The organism is bacterium (Candidatus Blackallbacteria) CG13_big_fil_rev_8_21_14_2_50_49_14, from assembly GCA_002783405.1.
Classification (GTDB): Bacteria; Cyanobacteriota; Sericytochromatia; order UBA7694; family UBA7694.
The window spans coordinates 17,596-32,618 of the sequence record PFGG01000008.1; the positions used below are offsets into that span (position 1 = coordinate 17,596).

The following is a 15,023-nucleotide window of genomic DNA, read 5'->3' on the forward strand; positions in this document are numbered from 1 at the left end:
TATCATAAATAACAAAACAAACGATTTTACTTATCAAAAGAAATCTGTCATGATCAGAGCAACGAAAAGAAAGAAGGCAAAACACCATTTTAGAGGCTTTTCAAGCCTTGCTGCTGCATCAGCGTGAAATACAAAAACAAGCGGCTGAAGCCGGTGATGAAGGCACAGCCTCATTGCTCAGCGATTATATCAAGCAGCAAGAAAAACAGGTTTGGATGTACGCCGCTTACCAAGGCTGAAACCCGAGGCAAGAATTTGGCAGAAACCAGGGATAAGCATTAAAATAGGTTTATTCCTGGTATTCTTCCTGAGGTAGTCTTTATCATGCGTGCATCCCGAACCTTGCTAACCTTGCTGGCCTGCGCCACGGCATTCAGCGCCTGCCAGAATCAGCCCTTTTCAAGCCCCCTTTCACGGGCCTCGGCCCCGCTGCAACAGAACAGCGTTTCAAGTTTTTTACAACACACCCTTCTGAACCAGTACCAGGCCCAGTTTCAAGAGCATGATCTCAACCACAATGGCCGCCTGGAACCCCAGGAATTGCCTCACGCCCCGCAGACCTTCAGCCGCTTGGATCGCAACCGGGATGGTTTTCTAAGCCCCGAAGAAGCGCAACCCGAAAGCAGCTTTCTGCGCCGACAGGGTGAGTTTCTGCTCAAAGAACTGCGCACGGCCTTTGAAAGCAAACACAGTGGCAGTGAGGATCCCCAATTGGAAATGCCCTTGGAAAACAGCTACGCCCAATTTGAAAATGCCTTTCTCAGCCAGACCGAAACCTTCCGCAGCAGCATGGAACAGAACAACACACCTCAAACAACGGGTCGCACCCCTGTGCTGCTGGTGCCCGGTTATGCCGAACCCAGTTGGTATTTTATGTATGGTATTTACCGCGACCTGAAAAAAGCGGGTTGGCCGGTCGAAGGCATCAATCTTTTCCCCAATTTTGCCTCAGCCGAAGAACAGGCCGCCAAGGTCAAGGCCAAAGCCGAAGCCCTGATGAAAAAATATGGCAGCAAAAAAGTCAATCTGGTTGTTCACAGTTTTGGCGGCCTGATCAGCCGCTATTTTATTCAGGAAAGGGGCGGCAACCAGGCCGTCGAAAATCTTGTCACGGTCGCCACCCCCCATTTGGGTACTTATACCGCCTACCTGGGGCCCGGTCAGAGTGCCGTACAATTGCGTCCTGAAAGTGAATTTATTCAAAAGCTGAATGCCCAGGGCTTTACCCGCCCCCCCGTCAAATACACCTCGATTTGGTCCAATCTCGATGAGATTGTGATTCCTCCCAAAAACTCGATTATGCCGGACTCAGAGGTACAATACGTGCCCTGGACAGGTCATTTAACGATCATGTTCAGCAAACGTACCTACGCCCATATCCGCCAGGCGCTCGAAAAACCAACGCGCCGATAAGCTTGCCGTAAAGCGCTTCGCTTTCTAAAATAGGGGGAGGGCGTTCAAGCAAACGCCGCCTTAAAGTACTGCCCCAAGTGATAACGGCGCGAGGAGGAAACCATGTCCGGCAAAAAAGCCAAAGTGATCTATAAATGCCCGCATGTGCGTAAAAAAGTCTGCGTAGACGTGGAAAATGAATTGGAAAAAGGCCTGCTCGGAAGTAAAATTACCGCTCAGACCGTCATCGCCTGTGATCTTCAGGCCATGGGAGGCTGCAATATGCGCCTGGATCGTTTTGACTGCAAGTGCCCCGCATTGGCCCAAGCCCTCAAGTGCAGCCTGAAATGAAATACACCGATTACTATGCCAGTCTGGGAATTGAAAAAGGCGCAAATGAAAAAGAAGTTCGCCAGGCCTATCGCCGCTTGGCCAAGGATTGCCACCCCGACACCCACCCTGGTGATAGCAAAGCCGAAGAAAAATTCAAGCAGATCACCGAAGCCTATGAAGTGCTCAGCGATCCTGAAAAACGTTCTCGCTATGATCAACTGGGTGCCAATTGGCAGGATTTTTCAGATTTTGCGGAGTCTTTTGGTGCCCACCAGCGCAACAAGCACCGGGTAGAATACAATTCAGAGCTCTTTGATCTGCCCTTCAGCGATTTCTTTGAAACCTTTTTTGGCGATCAGGCCGGTGGGATCTGGGATAAACACGCCCCCGATCTGCGCCAGGAAGCTCCTTCACAATTTCATGCCAAAAACCAAAACACTGCCAATTCAGAGATCAGCTATACTGCCCAGGTAACCCTCGAAGAAGTTCTCAATGGCACCAAACGCCGCATTCAATTGCATGAAGATGACGATTTCAAAACCCTGGAAGTGAAAATTCCTCCGGGCGTCAAAGAGGGGTCGAAAGTCAGAATTGGCAATCCTGAGCACAATCTCTTTCTCGAAATTCATCTGCGCCCCCACCCTCTGTTTAGCAGCGAAGGCCTCAATTTACATGGCAAACTCAAAATCATGGACTATGAGGCAATGCTGGGAGCGAGTAAACCTGTAGGAACACTGACCGGCAATATTCAAATGAAAATCCCGCCCGGCAGTCAATCCGGGCAGGTCTTCCGGGTCAAAGGTCAAGGGCTTCCTCAGTTGAAAAATCCTGAAGAACGCGGGGATCTGATGATCACACTCGAAGTAAAAACTTCCCGCAACCTGGGTGAAGAAGAGCGTCAGCTGATCGAACGCTTTCAGGTACTGCGAGAGGCCAAACCGCTTTAATCTTTGAGAGCCACGCGAAAATTCGCTTCGGTACAGGCCCGAATCTCTTCAAGACTGAGATCCGGGTCTTTTTCAATCAGCACCAGTTCACGGCCCTGTTTATCCACTTCAAAAACGGCTTTTTCAGTGATCACCAGATCAATACAGCTTTTGCCTGTTAAAGGCAGGGTACATTCTTTCAGCAGCTTAGAAGCGCCACTCTTGTCATTGTGGGTCATGACCACAACCACACGCTGCGCACCCGCCACCAGATCCATTGCGCCGCCCATGCCTTTGATCATTTTGCCCGGCACCATCCAATTGGCAATGTCTCCGGCCTGAGAAACTTCAAGCGCCCCCAAAATCGCCAGGTCAATATGGCCGCCCCGAATCATTGAAAACGAGGTGGCGCTGTCAAAATAACTCGCCCCTGGCAAAGCCGTGACAGTCTGTTTACCGGCATTGATCAAATCGGCATCGACTTCTCCATCCTCTGGAAAAGGCCCAATGCCCAGGAGCCCATTTTCAGAATGCAGCACCACGGTCATGCCTTCAGGCACGTAATTGGCAACCAGAGTGGGAATCCCAATACCCAGATTGACATAATAACCATCGCGCAGCTCTTGGGCTGCCCGTTTAGCGAGTAGTTCTCTGCTCGATCCGCTTTTCATAGTGGGCTCCTTTCAAAAGCATATTTACAAAAATACTGGGAGTATGCACCTGATCGGGGTCTAAATCACCCACAGGCACCAATTGCTCAACTTCGGCAATCGTGATCTTGCCGGCAGTGGCAACAGGGGCATTGAAATTACGCGCCGTTTTGCGGTAAATCAAATTGCCGTGGGTATCTCCCAGATGTGCCTTAACCAAAGCCAAATCGCCACGAATGGGCTTTTCAAGCACATACATGCGCCCGTCTATTTCACGGGTTTCTTTGCCTTCGGCCACAGGGGTGCCGTAACCTGTAGGGGTATAAAAACCACCTATCCCTGCTCCCCCCGCACGCAAACGCTCGGCCAGCGTTCCTTGGGGCACAAACTCGACTTCCAATTCGCCATCGAGAAACTGTTTTTCAAAGAGCTTGTTTTCGCCGACATAACTCGAAACCATTTTGCGAATCTGACGGGTTTGCAAAAGCAGTCCCAGGCCAAAATCATCGACACCGGCATTGTTGCTGACCACTGTCAGATCCTTGACGCCCAGCTCACGCAAAGCCAGGATTAAATTCTCAGGAATACCACAGAGACCGAATCCCCCCACAAGTACCGTGGCCCCATCTTTGAGACCGACCTGTTCGAGAGCTTCGGCTGCTGACTGAACGACTTTCTTCATGCGCAGCCCCCTTTGGGTGATGCGCCCAGTATAACATAGGAAAAAGAGTCAAAGCCGCCCAGGATCTAGCTTTCAAAAAAATGTTCCAAATCTGCTTGCTGCGGGGCTTCCACCTGATCGTGCATTTGTTACAATTGAAAGGACGAAAGAAAACAAAAGGAGCCCTGAGTGACACGCGCGATCTATCCTGGCAGTTTTGATCCCGTCACCAATGGCCATCTCGATATCATGGAAAGAGCCGCCCATCTTTTTGATGAGGTGATCGTAGCGGTGTCTACCAATATTGCCAAAAAATGCACCTTCAGTGTGGAGGAGCGTCAGGAAATGATTCGCCAAAGCACCCAACATTTGCCCAACCTTAAAATTGATGGTTGTGATGGTCTGATTGTAGACTATGCCCGCCAGGTTCAGGGCAATGTGATTATCCGGGGGCTGCGTGCCGTCTCTGATTTTGAGATTGAACTCAAAATGGCCCTGATGAACAAACATCTCAACCCCGAAGTGGATACGGTTTTTCTGATGCCCAAGGCAGAATACATGTTTCTGAACTCCAGTTTGATTCGTGAAATCGCTGGATTTGGAGGAAATATTTCAGATTTTGTCTCTCCTTGTGTTGAAGAATTGCTCAGAAAAAAATATAATAGTATTAAATAAAAGATAAATGTAAGTTAAAAAATGATAAATCAAAATGAAATTGCTCCCGCCATGGCCCCTGCAGCCCCCAGTTCTGCTGATACCACCCTCGCGTTGGTACAGAAGATTGAAGAAGTGATCGTCAACAGCATGAAAGTGCCGTTTACCTCACGCGTCGTGGTAGACGAAGAGGATATCTTTGAATTGATCGACCGGATTCGTGAGGTTTTACCCTCTGAAATCGTTCAGGCCCAGCAGATCATTGCCCAAAAAGAGTCGATTATCAACGAAGCCCAAAACAAAAGCAAACAGATCATTGAACTTACCAAAGAAAAATCACGCCAATATTTACAGGAACACGAACTGGTTCGTCAGGCCATGAAACTGGCCGATGAAACCCGTAAAAATGCAGAAGCAGAATGCCGTCAGCAACGCTTTGAAGCAGACAAATACAGTGAAGAAGTCCTGGCCACCCTTGAAGACAAGGTCACTCAAGCCTTGAGCATGGTTCAGGCAGGCCGTAGAAACCTGTCCCGCAATATGGAAACCACCGCCCGCTCACTCGGCGTATAAAACAGTCAAAAAGAGGAATAAAGCCATGTACCCACGTGCCAGTGGCATTTTACTGCATCCCACATCCCTGCCTGGCCCCTTCGGCATCGGCGATCTGGGCGAAATCGCCTATGATTTTCTCGACTTTATGGCAGAAACCGGGCAAAAGCTCTGGCAGGTCATGCCCTTGGGCCCCACAGGTTATGGAGATTCTCCTTATGCCTGTCTCTCAGCCTTTGCGGGCAACCCCCTCCTGATCAGCCCGCAAAAACTGGTTGAAAAAGGGTTGCTTTCACCTGAAAGTCCGGCCTTGCAAAACTATCCTGAATTAAGCCGCGAAAAGGTCGAATTTGAAGCCGTAGCGGCTGCAAAAAAAGAAATTTTTGAAGATTCATTTGCCCATTTTCGCAGCTATGCCAGCATTTCTGAGCGCAAACGCTTCAATAATTTCTGCCAATGTCAGCAAAACCACAATTGGCTGCACAATTACGCCCTCTTTGCCTCGTTAAAAGAACACTATGCCGGCGAGCCCTGGGACAAATGGAATGCAGGCCTGATCCGTCGGGATCCTGACACGGTTTCAGAATTTGAACAGGTTCTGGCCGAACGGATTCTCTACCACAAATACCTGCAATACCTCTTCTATACCCAATGGAATGAACTGCGCAGCTACGCCCATCTCAATGGTATTCATATTATTGGGGATATGCCCATCTTCCTGGCCCATGACAGTGCCGATGTCTGGGCACACCAGTCGCTCTTTCATCTCGATGCCCATGGCAAACCCACCGTCGTGGCAGGCGTTCCCCCTGACTATTTTTCGGCCACAGGCCAGCTTTGGGGCAACCCTCTGTATCACTGGGAAGCCATGGCCAAAGACAACTATGCCTGGTGGGCAGAACGCTTCCGTGTCATGCTCAATCTGGTGGATATTGTCAGACTCGATCATTTCCGGGGCTTCGAAGCCTATTGGGAAATTCCCGCCGGCGAAGAAACCGCAATCAATGGGAAATGGGTCAAAGGGCCGAATAAAGCCTTCTTCAAAGCCATGCAGAAAGCCCTGGGCAACCTGCCCTTTATTGCCGAAGACCTGGGCGTGATTACGCCTCCTGTCGAAGATCTACGTGACAGCTTTGGCTTTCCTGGCATGAAAGTATTGCAGTTTGCCTTCGACGATACCCCTGAAAACGCATTTTTGCCCCATAACCATATCGCCAATAGCGTGGTCTATACGGGCACCCATGATAACCAAACCACCCTGAGTTGGTTTGAAGATCGGCCCGAAAAGGTCAAACAGTTTATCTTGGGCTACCAGGGCAGCAACGATGCCAATTTTATCCATTGGCAGCTGATTCGTCTGGCCCTATCTTCTGTCGCCAATACAGTCTTGATTCCGCTTCAGGATATTCTCGGCCTGCCCGACGAAAGCGCGCGGATGAATACGCCCGGCAAAGCAGAAGGCAATTGGAGCTGGCGTCTCAAGGAAGAAGATCTGACGTCTGAAGTCGCCCATACCCTCAAACATTGGACCCAACTCTATAACCGCTGATCTCAAGCTCAAAACAAACTGGGAAAGCCTGGTCAGCTCTTTTTGCCAGGATCCCAGTTTGCGTGAGCGCAGCTTCAATGAGCTTGTGCATCGCTATACAGAGCCCCACCGGGCCTATCATACGCTTGAACATGTCTCCGCCCTGCTCGATTTGTGGATGCGCTATGGCGCTCTGGTTTCAGATCTACAAAGTGTCGGCTTGGCGATTTGGTTCCACGACGCGATTTACAACCCCCGCCGCCCTGGCAACGAGCTAAAAAGCGCCAAACTCTCCTCCCGCCATCTGCAGCGCATGGGTGCACCTCATAAACTTCAGAAACGGGTCTTTGAACTGGTTTTAGCCACCGCTGGCCACCAGGCAGCAGCCAACGATGGCGATGCCCTCTTTTTTCTGGATTGTGACCTGTCGATCCTGGGGGCACCTCCAGCAAGCTATCAGGCCTATACGCAGAAAATCCGGCAGGAATACTATTTTGTGCCTTTTTTTCTGTATAAAAAAGCACGTAACCGCCTGCTACAGACATGGCAAAACAAACAGCTCTTTCAGACCCCAGAACTCAGGTCTGTCTGGGAGAGCCAGGCCCATGTCAATCTTGCAGAAGAACTGCGCCAATTCTCCTGAGCCCCCGAGCGCTGTCTGCTTCTGTTTTGCCTCTCCAGACTGGTACAATGCATGTGTTTAAACCTAAGAAAAGCAATTCTGAAATCATGACCCAATTATTAACACCCATTATTGCCCTAGATGGTCATGCCGGAGCAGGAAAAAGTACAGTTGCGGGCGAAGTCGCCCAACGCCTCGGCTTTTGGCATGTCAATACGGGCCTGTTTTACCGCGCCCTGACCTGGAAAGTTCTGCAAACCGGTCTGGCCCCTGAAAATCAGCCGCAGATCGAAGCCCTTTCCCGCCAGGTTCAAATCCAGGTCAAAGAAGATGCCAGCGGCCAACAACATGTCTGGCTCGATGGCAAAGAAATCAGCCACGAAATACGCACCCCTGAAATCAACCGCAATATTTCACTGATCTCAGCCTATGCGGGCGTACGAGAAGCAATTACCCACCAATTGCGCCATATTGAACACCCCCAAGGCATTATCATGGATGGACGGGATATCGGCACAGTTGTTTTTCCCCATGCCACCCTGAAAGTTTTTCTGACGGCTTCGGTTGAAGAGCGGGCCCGCCGTCAATACCAGGATGCCCAGGCCCAGGGCCAGGAAATCAGCCTTGAAGAATTAAAACAGGCCATCGCCCGTCGCGATCGCATGGATTCGGAAAGATCGGTAGCCCCTCTGCGTCAGGCAGAAGATGCCGTTCGTGTAGATTCCACAGGACTTTCGCCTGAAATGGTGATCCGTCAAATCTTAGACTTGTGGGCCCAACACGCGATCAGCGTCAAAGCACCTTAAAACAAAGGGCAAAAGCCGAAGCTTACACGTCAAAATAAAACCGCCTTTGAGCAGTTTTAACTGTTCAAAGGCGGTTGAAAAATAGAAAGCGTTTAAAGCACGAAGCCCGCCCCGACCTGAAAGCCAAAGATATTGGATAAGGTGCGGTCGGTAATGCTGCCACTGCCCAACTGAGCCGGGGCCTGCCACCAGTAAAAACCGGCCAGGAGATCAAGATTAGGCAAAAGGCGATAGTTCATCTCTGTATAAATTCTGTGCAGCGTTAAAGTAAAGGGCGAGACATTGCTGACTTGGTTGGCCAAATGCAGAACCGGCACATTAAAACCATAATCAACAGAGATGCGCGCTACTTCAGGATAAAGCCAATATTCAAGCCTGACACCCGGTTCAAACCCGATGAGATGTTGCTGTACATTCGGGGCCATGGCAAACATATCGCGAAAATGGGCTTGGGGAATCAGCGCAAAATTTTCCCAGGCAAAGCGATAGCCTACGCCCGCACTGATTTCATTGTAATTGGGATAACCTGCCACCTGCGAAGCTGAAAGAAAGCGTTCAAGTGTCGCTGGGCTGGTATTGAAAAAATGATGAAAATGGGCATCGAGAACATAACCCTGTTGCCGATCCGTTTCAGAAGCCAGAAGCTGACGATAGGCCAGGCGCAACATCATGGAACGGGAAATATCATTGATGCCCTGATCTAAAAGAGAAAACTGAAATTCAGTGGTTTTGGGAGTGGGCGCACCGGGTGTCTTCACGGGAAAAACCGGTGAATCATCTTCTTGGGCACGAACACCCGTGGAAAGAGCCAAACACAAACTGCTGGCCAAAACGGCAATTGCTACAAATTTGGAGGTAAGTTTCATGAAGATAGTATCCTGCTGTAGGCTGAATGGATTCATTATACCCAGGCTGGAGACAAATCCCAAGCAAGTGGGTTCTGCTCTGTTTGAAAACCTGTGCTCGTTTGATTTTCTTACCGTAACATTTCTCTTATCTTAACCTAAACATAAGAAAGGTTTGAGCAGATCAACCGGACAATAACTAAGAATAGCGTTGAGGTAAGAAACTATGAAAAAAGCATTTCTTCTGTCCCTCCTGTCCCTACAGGCTGCTCTGCTCATCGGTTGCAGTCGCAATCCCAATTCTGTCATGCCCAATCAGGCAGTGAGCGCACCTGGTGCAGCACTGCCGACCACTGGCACAGGCGCTGGTTACAGCGACCCCTACGGTGCAGGTGCAGGTTATGGTACCGGCACAGGTACTGGCTACAGCGACCCCTACGGCGCAGGTGCCGGAACAGGTTATGGCACCACCCCCGGTTATGGTACTGGCACAGGCACTGGCTACACGGATCCCTACGGTGCGGGCGCCGGAACAGGTTATGGCACCACTCCCGCCTATGGCACCGGCGTCGCCGGTTGTGGCGGAGCGGGTTCTGCCTATGGTACCGGCACAGCTTATGGCACCACCCCTGGTTATGGTACCGGCACAGGTACTGGCTACACGGATCCCTACGGCGCAGGTGCCGGAACAGGCTATGGCACCACCCCTGGATACACTGATCCCTATGGTGCTGGCGCTGGCTACGGCACGGCTCCCGCCTATGGCACAGGTGCCGGTTATGGTACCGGAACCGCCTATGGCACCAACCCCTGTATGGATCCTGGCATTTCTCAACAGGTGATCACCAAGATTCAAGCCGCAGGTGGCTACAAAGCCTTGAAAGCAGACAATGTCGTCATCGACTATCTGAAAACCCTGAGCATGCCCATTCAACAGGCTTTCCAGGCTGCTCCCCTGACCAACCGGGTTCTGATTATCAAAACCCTGCTCGACGGTTGGGCTGGCAGTGATGAAGTCAACTATGCACGTCAAATCTGGAATACGATTATGCCCCAGGATCAGCAGACCTTGACAGGTCAAGATCCTGAACTGGCCAAGCTGGTTCAAAAACTGAACGGCGGCAGCAGCTCAGGTGGCACAAGTTCTATTCTTTCCAGTATCGGCAAGGTCTTCGGACTGAGCAAATAAGATTTTTGATTCTCTACTCAACGCTAATCTATTCCGTTACCCCTCAGGTAACGGATTTTTCTTTCCAGAATAAAGCAGGCGGAGAAACCGGCAAATGCTATAATGAAAAGGTTTTAAAGGGTTTTCAAAGATTTTTCTGATTCTTCAGGAAACATCTGCAACCTTTTCTACGTCTCCTGGATCAGGATGCCGTCATAAGCAAATGAAAACGGTTAGAGCGTGCTAGCAAAATAAAGGACCGGATGATGGACAAGTATATTTGGCAAAAAAGACTTCTCAGCCTGAGCGGCCTCGCAACCCTGGGATTGATGAGTTCCAGTTGCGGCCCGGGTGGAGGAATTGCGCTCAATTGCAATACTTTTTATACGTTTCAAATCGCCAGTCAAAGCATCGGCGTAGCTCAGCGGGTTCCCATCAATCTTTTGGTCAATAACCCCTGCAACCACAACCTTGAGTTCCGTTTTATCGCAAACCGGGGGCAGGTCATGTCTCAAAATCCAACCGTTCCCAGTGCGGAGTATATCTCCCCCTTTACCGGCGGTGAAGATGTCATTACCGTTACCGTTTTCGACCGCACCGACTCTGTCAATCTGCCCCAGCAGCAACGTCCTTTGCTGGTTCTGGGCGATGGCATGGCCTTTGTCGAAGCACCGGCTCAAGGCACCACCCTGGATGAATTCGATAATGGCGTGATCAAGGTCGCGGGCATTCAAGGCACGGGGGGCACCGGAACCCCGCCCCAACAGATCGCCATTGGCCGCCAACCCAATATCTCACCCGATGGCCGTTATATCGCCTATACCTATTATCCCGGCGATGGCACTTCTCAAATTCGCATGCAAGACACTGCAGGCAATGTCACCATTTTAAGCGGCAACAGCACCTCCTTTAACCGAGATCCCGCCTGGGCACCGATTGGCAGTGACCGCACCCTGAATGTGGTCTATTCTTCAGATCGTCTCAGTGATGGCAATGGAACCGGCGTCGAAGGCCGTGGAGACGTTTACAATATCTGGCGCGTAAATGCCCAGGGACAAATGAGTCGCCAAATCGCCAGTACGCCAGGTTCAGACCGAGAGCCCACCTGGTCGCCAGATGGCCAATTTATCATGTATCGCAGTAATTTTTCGCAGAACAAAGTCAATAATTTTGACAACCTGTGGCGCATGGAACTGACCAGCGGCCGCTTGCTCCAGTTGACCTACGAAACAGCGCCTCAAAAAGGCGCCTTTCAACCCAGCTTTTCACCCGATGGCAGTCGGATTGTCTACTCGCGCAAATACCTATCCCGCCAGCCCCAAAGCCTGTTTGATTTTCAAAAGATTTGGGTCGTCAATCTTGCCCAGATTGACATTCCCAGCTTGATTCCTTTTGTGCCAGGAGCACCGGGTCAACCCGCAGTGCCCGCCACCCCTGCCCTACCAGGCGGCAGTGTTGGCCCCGTGCCGGATCCCAGCCTCTTAAATCCCACGCTTCCCGGTAGCGTCAACAGTCTGAACGGCAATTTTGGCAATGTGGCCACCCAGGAATTTGATGAGGGAACAGTAGAAAGCTCCCCCAGTTTTTCAGTCGATGGACGCTGGATTACCTATGTTCAGCAACGGGGGGATGAAGTACGAGCCCTCTCTGTACCAGGCAATCCCGGCAATTTGGGCACGATCGGCTTTCAACCATTAAATGTTTTGCCCTCTGGGGCTGAGCGTGCACTGGAAGTGCGTTGGGCCCGTCAGGCTCAAAGCTTCAATCGCTTTTAAACCCGCTAAAAACAGAAAAGGCTCCTCTGTAGGAGCCTTTTCTGTTTCAAGAAAGAGAAGGTTTATTTGGCTTCTGCCAAGATTTCCTTCAAATCTGTAATCAACTGATTGGCAGTCGCTTTTAACTTTCCATCGGATGAAAGCGAAGTAAATTTCTGGAAGTTTTCAAGCGCTCTTTGCTGCATATCCGTTTTAAAGAAGCGCATGCCCCGCGTGAAATATTCTTTTGAACTGTTTTTATTGACAATCTTGGAGATAAACTGAGCCGTGGGTTTTAATTCAGCCAAACGGAAATAAGAAACCCCCAGGTCAAAATAGACGGGTGCATAATTGGATTTTTTGGTAATCGCCATCTGGTAGCTTTGAATCGAACGGTAAATATACTCAAATTTGGTATTGTTCATTTTCAATTGCTGAGGATCAGTCAGACTGCTGCGCTCATCCCATTTAAAATTAATTGTCATGCCTTTTTTATAAAAGGCATTGCCCAGATTATAGTAGACGTCTTCATCGCGCAATTCGTGTTGCAGCGCTTCCTGCAGATTGAGAATGGCCCCATCGTAATTGCCCACCAAGAGATAGGCCGTACCCAAATTGAAATGCACCCGGGGCTGACGCATACCCAGTGCAACGGCACGCTCAAAATGAGAAACCGCTTGTCCCACCAGTTTAAGATCTACTTTACTGGCTTTGGCCGTGCCTTCTTTATATTGCGCATCGCCCAAGGAAACATGATAAAGCGGGTTATTGGGGTCCAACTCCACTGCCTTCTCATAAGAGGGAATGGCTTTTTTCATCTTTTTGTTTTTAAACATCAGATTTCCCAATTGAAAATGGGGATCGGGATAGTCCTCATCAATCTGACTGGCCCGTTCAAAGGCTTTGACTGCTTCTTTTTCATTGCCAAAACGCAAATGGCGCATGGCCAAGGTATACTGATTTCCCGCCTGGGGGTCCACTTTCAGCACTTCCCAATAATCGGCAAGAGCCTGCTTAAACTGGCGGTGAGAAGCAAAATACTCGCCCCGTTTGATATGATCTGCACCATAACTGGGGTTGAGCAGACGAACCGCAATCTGATACTGTTCAGTCGCTTTTTCAAGCTGCCCCTGTTTCATATAGACTTTGCCCATGCCAATATAGGTCGGGTAATAGTCAGGGTTAATCGTCTTGGCCGTAAAAAACTCATGCATCGCGTCAGTAATGCGGTTTTGAGCCAAAAATTTATTGCCTTCTTCCACATGGCGGGCATAAAACTTGGGCAAAGGAATCGGGGTCGCGTCAATTTTGGGGGGTTCTTTGGGTCCTCGCGCCAAAACAGGCTCAATAGAGCCAAAGGTCACGCTTGCCGCGACCAGGATCATAAATAAAGCCGTATTCTTGCGCATAGATGCCCCCAACAAGGATTCTGAGACTCCAACCCATATTACCATTCCCCTTCCAGGCAGTCCAGGTACTTTGACACAGGCCCCATAAGCAAAAGCCTGTATTCATCTAAAGAATAGCGAAACAGGTATAATAATAAATCGATCTCAATCAAGCAGGAGTCTAGCATGAACAGGGTGCTTTTTGTATGTCTGGGCAATATCTGCCGCTCCCCCATGGCAGAGGCCATTTTTCAAAACCTACTCGAAAAAAATGCGCAAACCAAAGCCTGGAGTTGTGATTCTGCGGGGACCTCGAATTACCATCCCGGTGAACGCCCAGACAGACGCACCCTACAGGTCTTAAATAAATATGGGATTCAGACCCAACATCGGGCCCGGCAAATTTTGCACCATGATTTTGAAGAATTTAGCTACCTAATCGCCATGGACGATCAGCATCTAGAGCATATGCTGCGCATGCAGAAAAGCTTACCCCAAAATCAGGCGCAAATTCTCAGAATGATCGATTTCATTTCAGACGATCAAAATCCCTCCCGTCATCAGGAGATACCCGACCCTTACTATGGAGATCTTTCAGATTTTGAGGCCGTTTACCAACTGCTCAAACCAGGGTGTGAAAACCTTTTGAGCCATATTCTAAGTCATGCTCAGGCCTTGTGAGAAAGCGTAAACAGACTGCCATCTTCACGCCGGAGTAAAACCCCCAACTCATCAAAGACCGCAATTGTATAATTGGAGATATGCTCTTCTTCATCAAAATGTGCCTGGTAGAGCAGTTTACCAGCATGCTCAAGTAAGCCCTCGTCTACAGCATCGTGGGTAATATCCAGACAACTGTCTTCACTGATCAATAAATTTTTTTGCGTTGTATAGGGGTTGAGATACCAATCCTGGCTACCCTTGCGCTGTACAAAACGTTTGAGATCATCAAGCGTTTGTGGAAATTCCCCTGAATTCTGCAGGGCATAGGCTTCAACCAAGCCCTGCAAACGGTAGGCTTCTTGCTTGACCAGCTCCATTTTTTCACGCGCAGAAAGTAGTTTCAGCTCATCGGCCTGAAGCAAGGCTCCCGCAGCAGAGATATCTGAGGCACTTTGTTTCAGAACAGAAACACTTCCGCCCTCTATCAATTGAACCTGCTCAGCCAATTGATGGTACTCTTTGCGTAGATGCTCCATTTCACGTCGCAAAAGCTCATTTTGCTTATTGAGGGTATCCACACGGGCACTGCTGCTCAAGGTCAGAATCAAACTGCCCATCACCAACAAAAGACAAAGCGCCAATAAAAAGCTCAACACCTTGGATCATCACCTCGCAAGAAAAAAAAGCTCGATGCGTCCGTTAAATACATCCGATTAATCCTGTAAGGCCATTTCGACTTCCTCTTCATTGGAGAAGAGGGCACTCACAAAGGCCTGCGGTTCAAACTCCTGCAAATCTTCAAGCTGTTCGCCCACGCCCACCAAACGAATCGGAATATTCAATTCCTGGCGAATGGCAAAAACCACCCCGCCTTTGGCCGTCCCGTCCAGCTTGGTCAAAATCAAACCATCCAAAGGCACAGATTTCGAAAAGACCTCAGCCTGGCGCAAGCCATTCTGGCCTGTTGTGGCATCCAAGACCAGAACACATTCCACATGGGCATCGCCTTTTTCTCGTTCAATAATGCGATGAACTTTTTTCAGTTCTTCCATCAGGTGATCCTTATTGTGCAGGCGTCCAG

At 49.7% G+C, this 15,023-nt stretch carries 18 protein-coding genes; 12 read left to right on the forward strand and 6 right to left on the reverse strand.

Going from position 1 to position 15,023, the window contains the following annotated elements; genetic code table 11:
- Nucleotides 1-86 precede the first annotated feature (86 nt).
- The 4 genes from COW20_01510 (at nucleotide 87) to COW20_01525 (ending at nucleotide 2,672) form a co-directional block, all read left to right on the forward strand.
- On the forward strand, nucleotides 87-239 hold the full coding sequence (locus COW20_01510) for a hypothetical protein (GenBank protein ID PIW50735.1): 153 nt from the start codon (nucleotides 87-89) through the stop codon (nucleotides 237-239).
- Nucleotides 240-324: 85 nt separating this feature from the next.
- A complete protein-coding gene (locus COW20_01515) occupies nucleotides 325-1,413 on the forward strand; it encodes a hypothetical protein (GenBank protein ID PIW50736.1) in 1,089 nt (362 codons plus the stop codon).
- Between the two features lie 102 nt (nucleotides 1,414-1,515).
- Nucleotides 1,516-1,743, forward strand: a complete 228-nt coding sequence (locus tag COW20_01520) for a hypothetical protein (protein ID PIW50737.1) — start codon at nucleotides 1,516-1,518, stop codon at nucleotides 1,741-1,743.
- Nucleotides 1,740-2,672, forward strand: coding sequence for a molecular chaperone DnaJ (locus COW20_01525; GenBank protein PIW50738.1), 933 nt, complete (start codon nucleotides 1,740-1,742; stop codon nucleotides 2,670-2,672). Before COW20_01520 ends, COW20_01525 begins: the two co-directional genes overlap by 4 nt.
- Here the strand turns inward: COW20_01525 and COW20_01530 are convergent.
- Together COW20_01530 and COW20_01535 are read right to left on the reverse strand one after the other, a co-directional pair.
- Complete coding sequence (locus COW20_01530) at nucleotides 2,669-3,322, reverse strand: succinyl-CoA--3-ketoacid-CoA transferase (protein PIW50739.1); 654 nt, start codon at nucleotides 3,320-3,322, stop codon at nucleotides 2,669-2,671. The two genes, COW20_01525 and COW20_01530, sit on opposite strands and share 4 nt — an antisense overlap.
- A complete protein-coding gene (locus COW20_01535; GenBank protein PIW50740.1) occupies nucleotides 3,288-3,983 on the reverse strand; it encodes a succinyl-CoA--3-ketoacid-CoA transferase in 696 nt (231 codons plus the stop codon). Before COW20_01535 ends, COW20_01530 begins: the two co-directional genes overlap by 35 nt.
- A 168-nt stretch (nucleotides 3,984-4,151) precedes the next feature.
- On the opposite strand from COW20_01535, the gene COW20_01540 reads away from it, so the two are divergent.
- Genes COW20_01540 through COW20_01560 form a run of 5 tightly spaced genes read left to right on the forward strand, consistent with a single transcriptional unit; the run spans nucleotide 4,152 to nucleotide 8,124 of the window.
- Nucleotides 4,152-4,637: a pantetheine-phosphate adenylyltransferase gene (locus tag COW20_01540; protein ID PIW50741.1), complete on the forward strand. Its 486-nt coding sequence runs from the start codon at nucleotides 4,152-4,154 to the stop codon at nucleotides 4,635-4,637.
- A 21-nt stretch (nucleotides 4,638-4,658) separates the two neighbouring features.
- Nucleotides 4,659-5,189: a hypothetical protein gene (locus COW20_01545; GenBank protein PIW50742.1), complete on the forward strand. Its 531-nt coding sequence runs from the start codon at nucleotides 4,659-4,661 to the stop codon at nucleotides 5,187-5,189.
- 25 nt (nucleotides 5,190-5,214) lie between these two features.
- Nucleotides 5,215-6,717: a 4-alpha-glucanotransferase gene (gene malQ / locus COW20_01550; GenBank protein ID PIW50743.1), complete on the forward strand. Its 1,503-nt coding sequence runs from the start codon at nucleotides 5,215-5,217 to the stop codon at nucleotides 6,715-6,717.
- Between the two features lie 58 nt (nucleotides 6,718-6,775).
- A complete protein-coding gene (locus tag COW20_01555) occupies nucleotides 6,776-7,339 on the forward strand; it encodes a metal-dependent phosphohydrolase (protein ID PIW50744.1) in 564 nt (187 codons plus the stop codon).
- Nucleotides 7,240-8,124 carry a cytidylate kinase gene (locus tag COW20_01560; GenBank protein ID PIW50745.1) on the forward strand — a complete coding sequence of 295 codons (885 nt, stop codon included), beginning with the start codon at nucleotides 7,240-7,242 and terminating at the stop codon, nucleotides 8,122-8,124. The genes COW20_01555 and COW20_01560 overlap by 100 nt, the downstream gene beginning before the upstream one ends.
- A 92-nt stretch (nucleotides 8,125-8,216) precedes the next feature.
- Here the strand turns inward: COW20_01560 and COW20_01565 are convergent, their stop codons facing one another.
- On the reverse strand, nucleotides 8,217-8,990 hold the full coding sequence (locus tag COW20_01565) for a hypothetical protein (GenBank protein ID PIW50746.1): 774 nt from the start codon (nucleotides 8,988-8,990) through the stop codon (nucleotides 8,217-8,219).
- Nucleotides 8,991-9,195: 205 nt separating this feature from the next.
- Between COW20_01565 and COW20_01570 the strand changes: the two genes are divergently transcribed.
- Both COW20_01570 and COW20_01575 read left to right on the forward strand, forming a co-directional pair.
- The gene (locus COW20_01570) at nucleotides 9,196-10,158 is read left to right on the forward strand and encodes a hypothetical protein (GenBank protein ID PIW50747.1); all 963 of its coding nucleotides are present in this window, start codon (nucleotides 9,196-9,198) and stop codon (nucleotides 10,156-10,158) included.
- 242 nt (nucleotides 10,159-10,400) lie between these two features.
- On the forward strand, nucleotides 10,401-11,912 hold the full coding sequence (locus COW20_01575; GenBank protein ID PIW50748.1) for a hypothetical protein: 1,512 nt from the start codon (nucleotides 10,401-10,403) through the stop codon (nucleotides 11,910-11,912).
- Nucleotides 11,913-11,974: 62 nt separating this feature from the next.
- On the opposite strand, the gene COW20_01580 is transcribed toward COW20_01575, so the two are convergent.
- The gene (locus tag COW20_01580) at nucleotides 11,975-13,345 is read right to left on the reverse strand and encodes a hypothetical protein (protein ID PIW50749.1); all 1,371 of its coding nucleotides are present in this window, start codon (nucleotides 13,343-13,345) and stop codon (nucleotides 11,975-11,977) included.
- A gap of 120 nt (nucleotides 13,346-13,465) precedes the next feature.
- Here COW20_01580 and COW20_01585 point away from each other — a divergent pair, with 120 nt between their 5' ends.
- On the forward strand, nucleotides 13,466-13,960 hold the full coding sequence (locus COW20_01585) for a protein tyrosine phosphatase (GenBank protein PIW50750.1): 495 nt from the start codon (nucleotides 13,466-13,468) through the stop codon (nucleotides 13,958-13,960).
- Here the strand turns inward: COW20_01585 and COW20_01590 are convergent.
- Together COW20_01590 and COW20_01595 are read right to left on the reverse strand one after the other, a co-directional pair.
- Nucleotides 13,948-14,598, reverse strand: coding sequence for a hypothetical protein (locus tag COW20_01590; protein PIW50751.1), 651 nt, complete (start codon nucleotides 14,596-14,598; stop codon nucleotides 13,948-13,950). The genes COW20_01585 and COW20_01590 overlap by 13 nt on opposite strands.
- Before the next feature lie 57 nt (nucleotides 14,599-14,655).
- Nucleotides 14,656-15,023 (reverse strand): signal recognition particle-docking protein FtsY (locus COW20_01595; GenBank protein ID PIW50752.1); only part of this gene is annotated, 368 nt, incomplete at its 5' end.

Excerpts from the sequence above, each read along its gene's own strand:
- malQ (PIW50743.1), top strand. The coding sequence starts at position 5,215 with ATGTACCCACGTGCCAGTGGCATTTTACTGCATCCCACATCCCTGCCT.
- COW20_01565 (PIW50746.1), bottom strand. The coding sequence starts at position 8,990 with ATGAAACTTACCTCCAAATTTGTAGCAATTGCCGTTTTGGCCAGCAGT.
- COW20_01520 (PIW50737.1), top strand. The coding sequence starts at position 1,516 with ATGTCCGGCAAAAAAGCCAAAGTGATCTATAAATGCCCGCATGTGCGT.
- COW20_01545 (PIW50742.1), top strand. The coding sequence starts at position 4,659 with ATGATAAATCAAAATGAAATTGCTCCCGCCATGGCCCCTGCAGCCCCC.
- COW20_01515 (PIW50736.1), top strand. The coding sequence starts at position 325 with ATGCGTGCATCCCGAACCTTGCTAACCTTGCTGGCCTGCGCCACGGCA.
- COW20_01535 (PIW50740.1), bottom strand. The coding sequence starts at position 3,983 with ATGAAGAAAGTCGTTCAGTCAGCAGCCGAAGCTCTCGAACAGGTCGGT.
- COW20_01560 (PIW50745.1), top strand. The coding sequence starts at position 7,240 with ATGGCAAAACAAACAGCTCTTTCAGACCCCAGAACTCAGGTCTGTCTG.
- COW20_01525 (PIW50738.1), top strand. The coding sequence starts at position 1,740 with ATGAAATACACCGATTACTATGCCAGTCTGGGAATTGAAAAAGGCGCA.
- COW20_01575 (PIW50748.1), top strand. The coding sequence starts at position 10,401 with ATGATGGACAAGTATATTTGGCAAAAAAGACTTCTCAGCCTGAGCGGC.
- COW20_01585 (PIW50750.1), top strand. The coding sequence starts at position 13,466 with ATGAACAGGGTGCTTTTTGTATGTCTGGGCAATATCTGCCGCTCCCCC.
- COW20_01530 (PIW50739.1), bottom strand. The coding sequence starts at position 3,322 with ATGAAAAGCGGATCGAGCAGAGAACTACTCGCTAAACGGGCAGCCCAA.
- COW20_01570 (PIW50747.1), top strand. The coding sequence starts at position 9,196 with ATGAAAAAAGCATTTCTTCTGTCCCTCCTGTCCCTACAGGCTGCTCTG.
- COW20_01580 (PIW50749.1), bottom strand. The coding sequence starts at position 13,345 with ATGGTAATATGGGTTGGAGTCTCAGAATCCTTGTTGGGGGCATCTATG.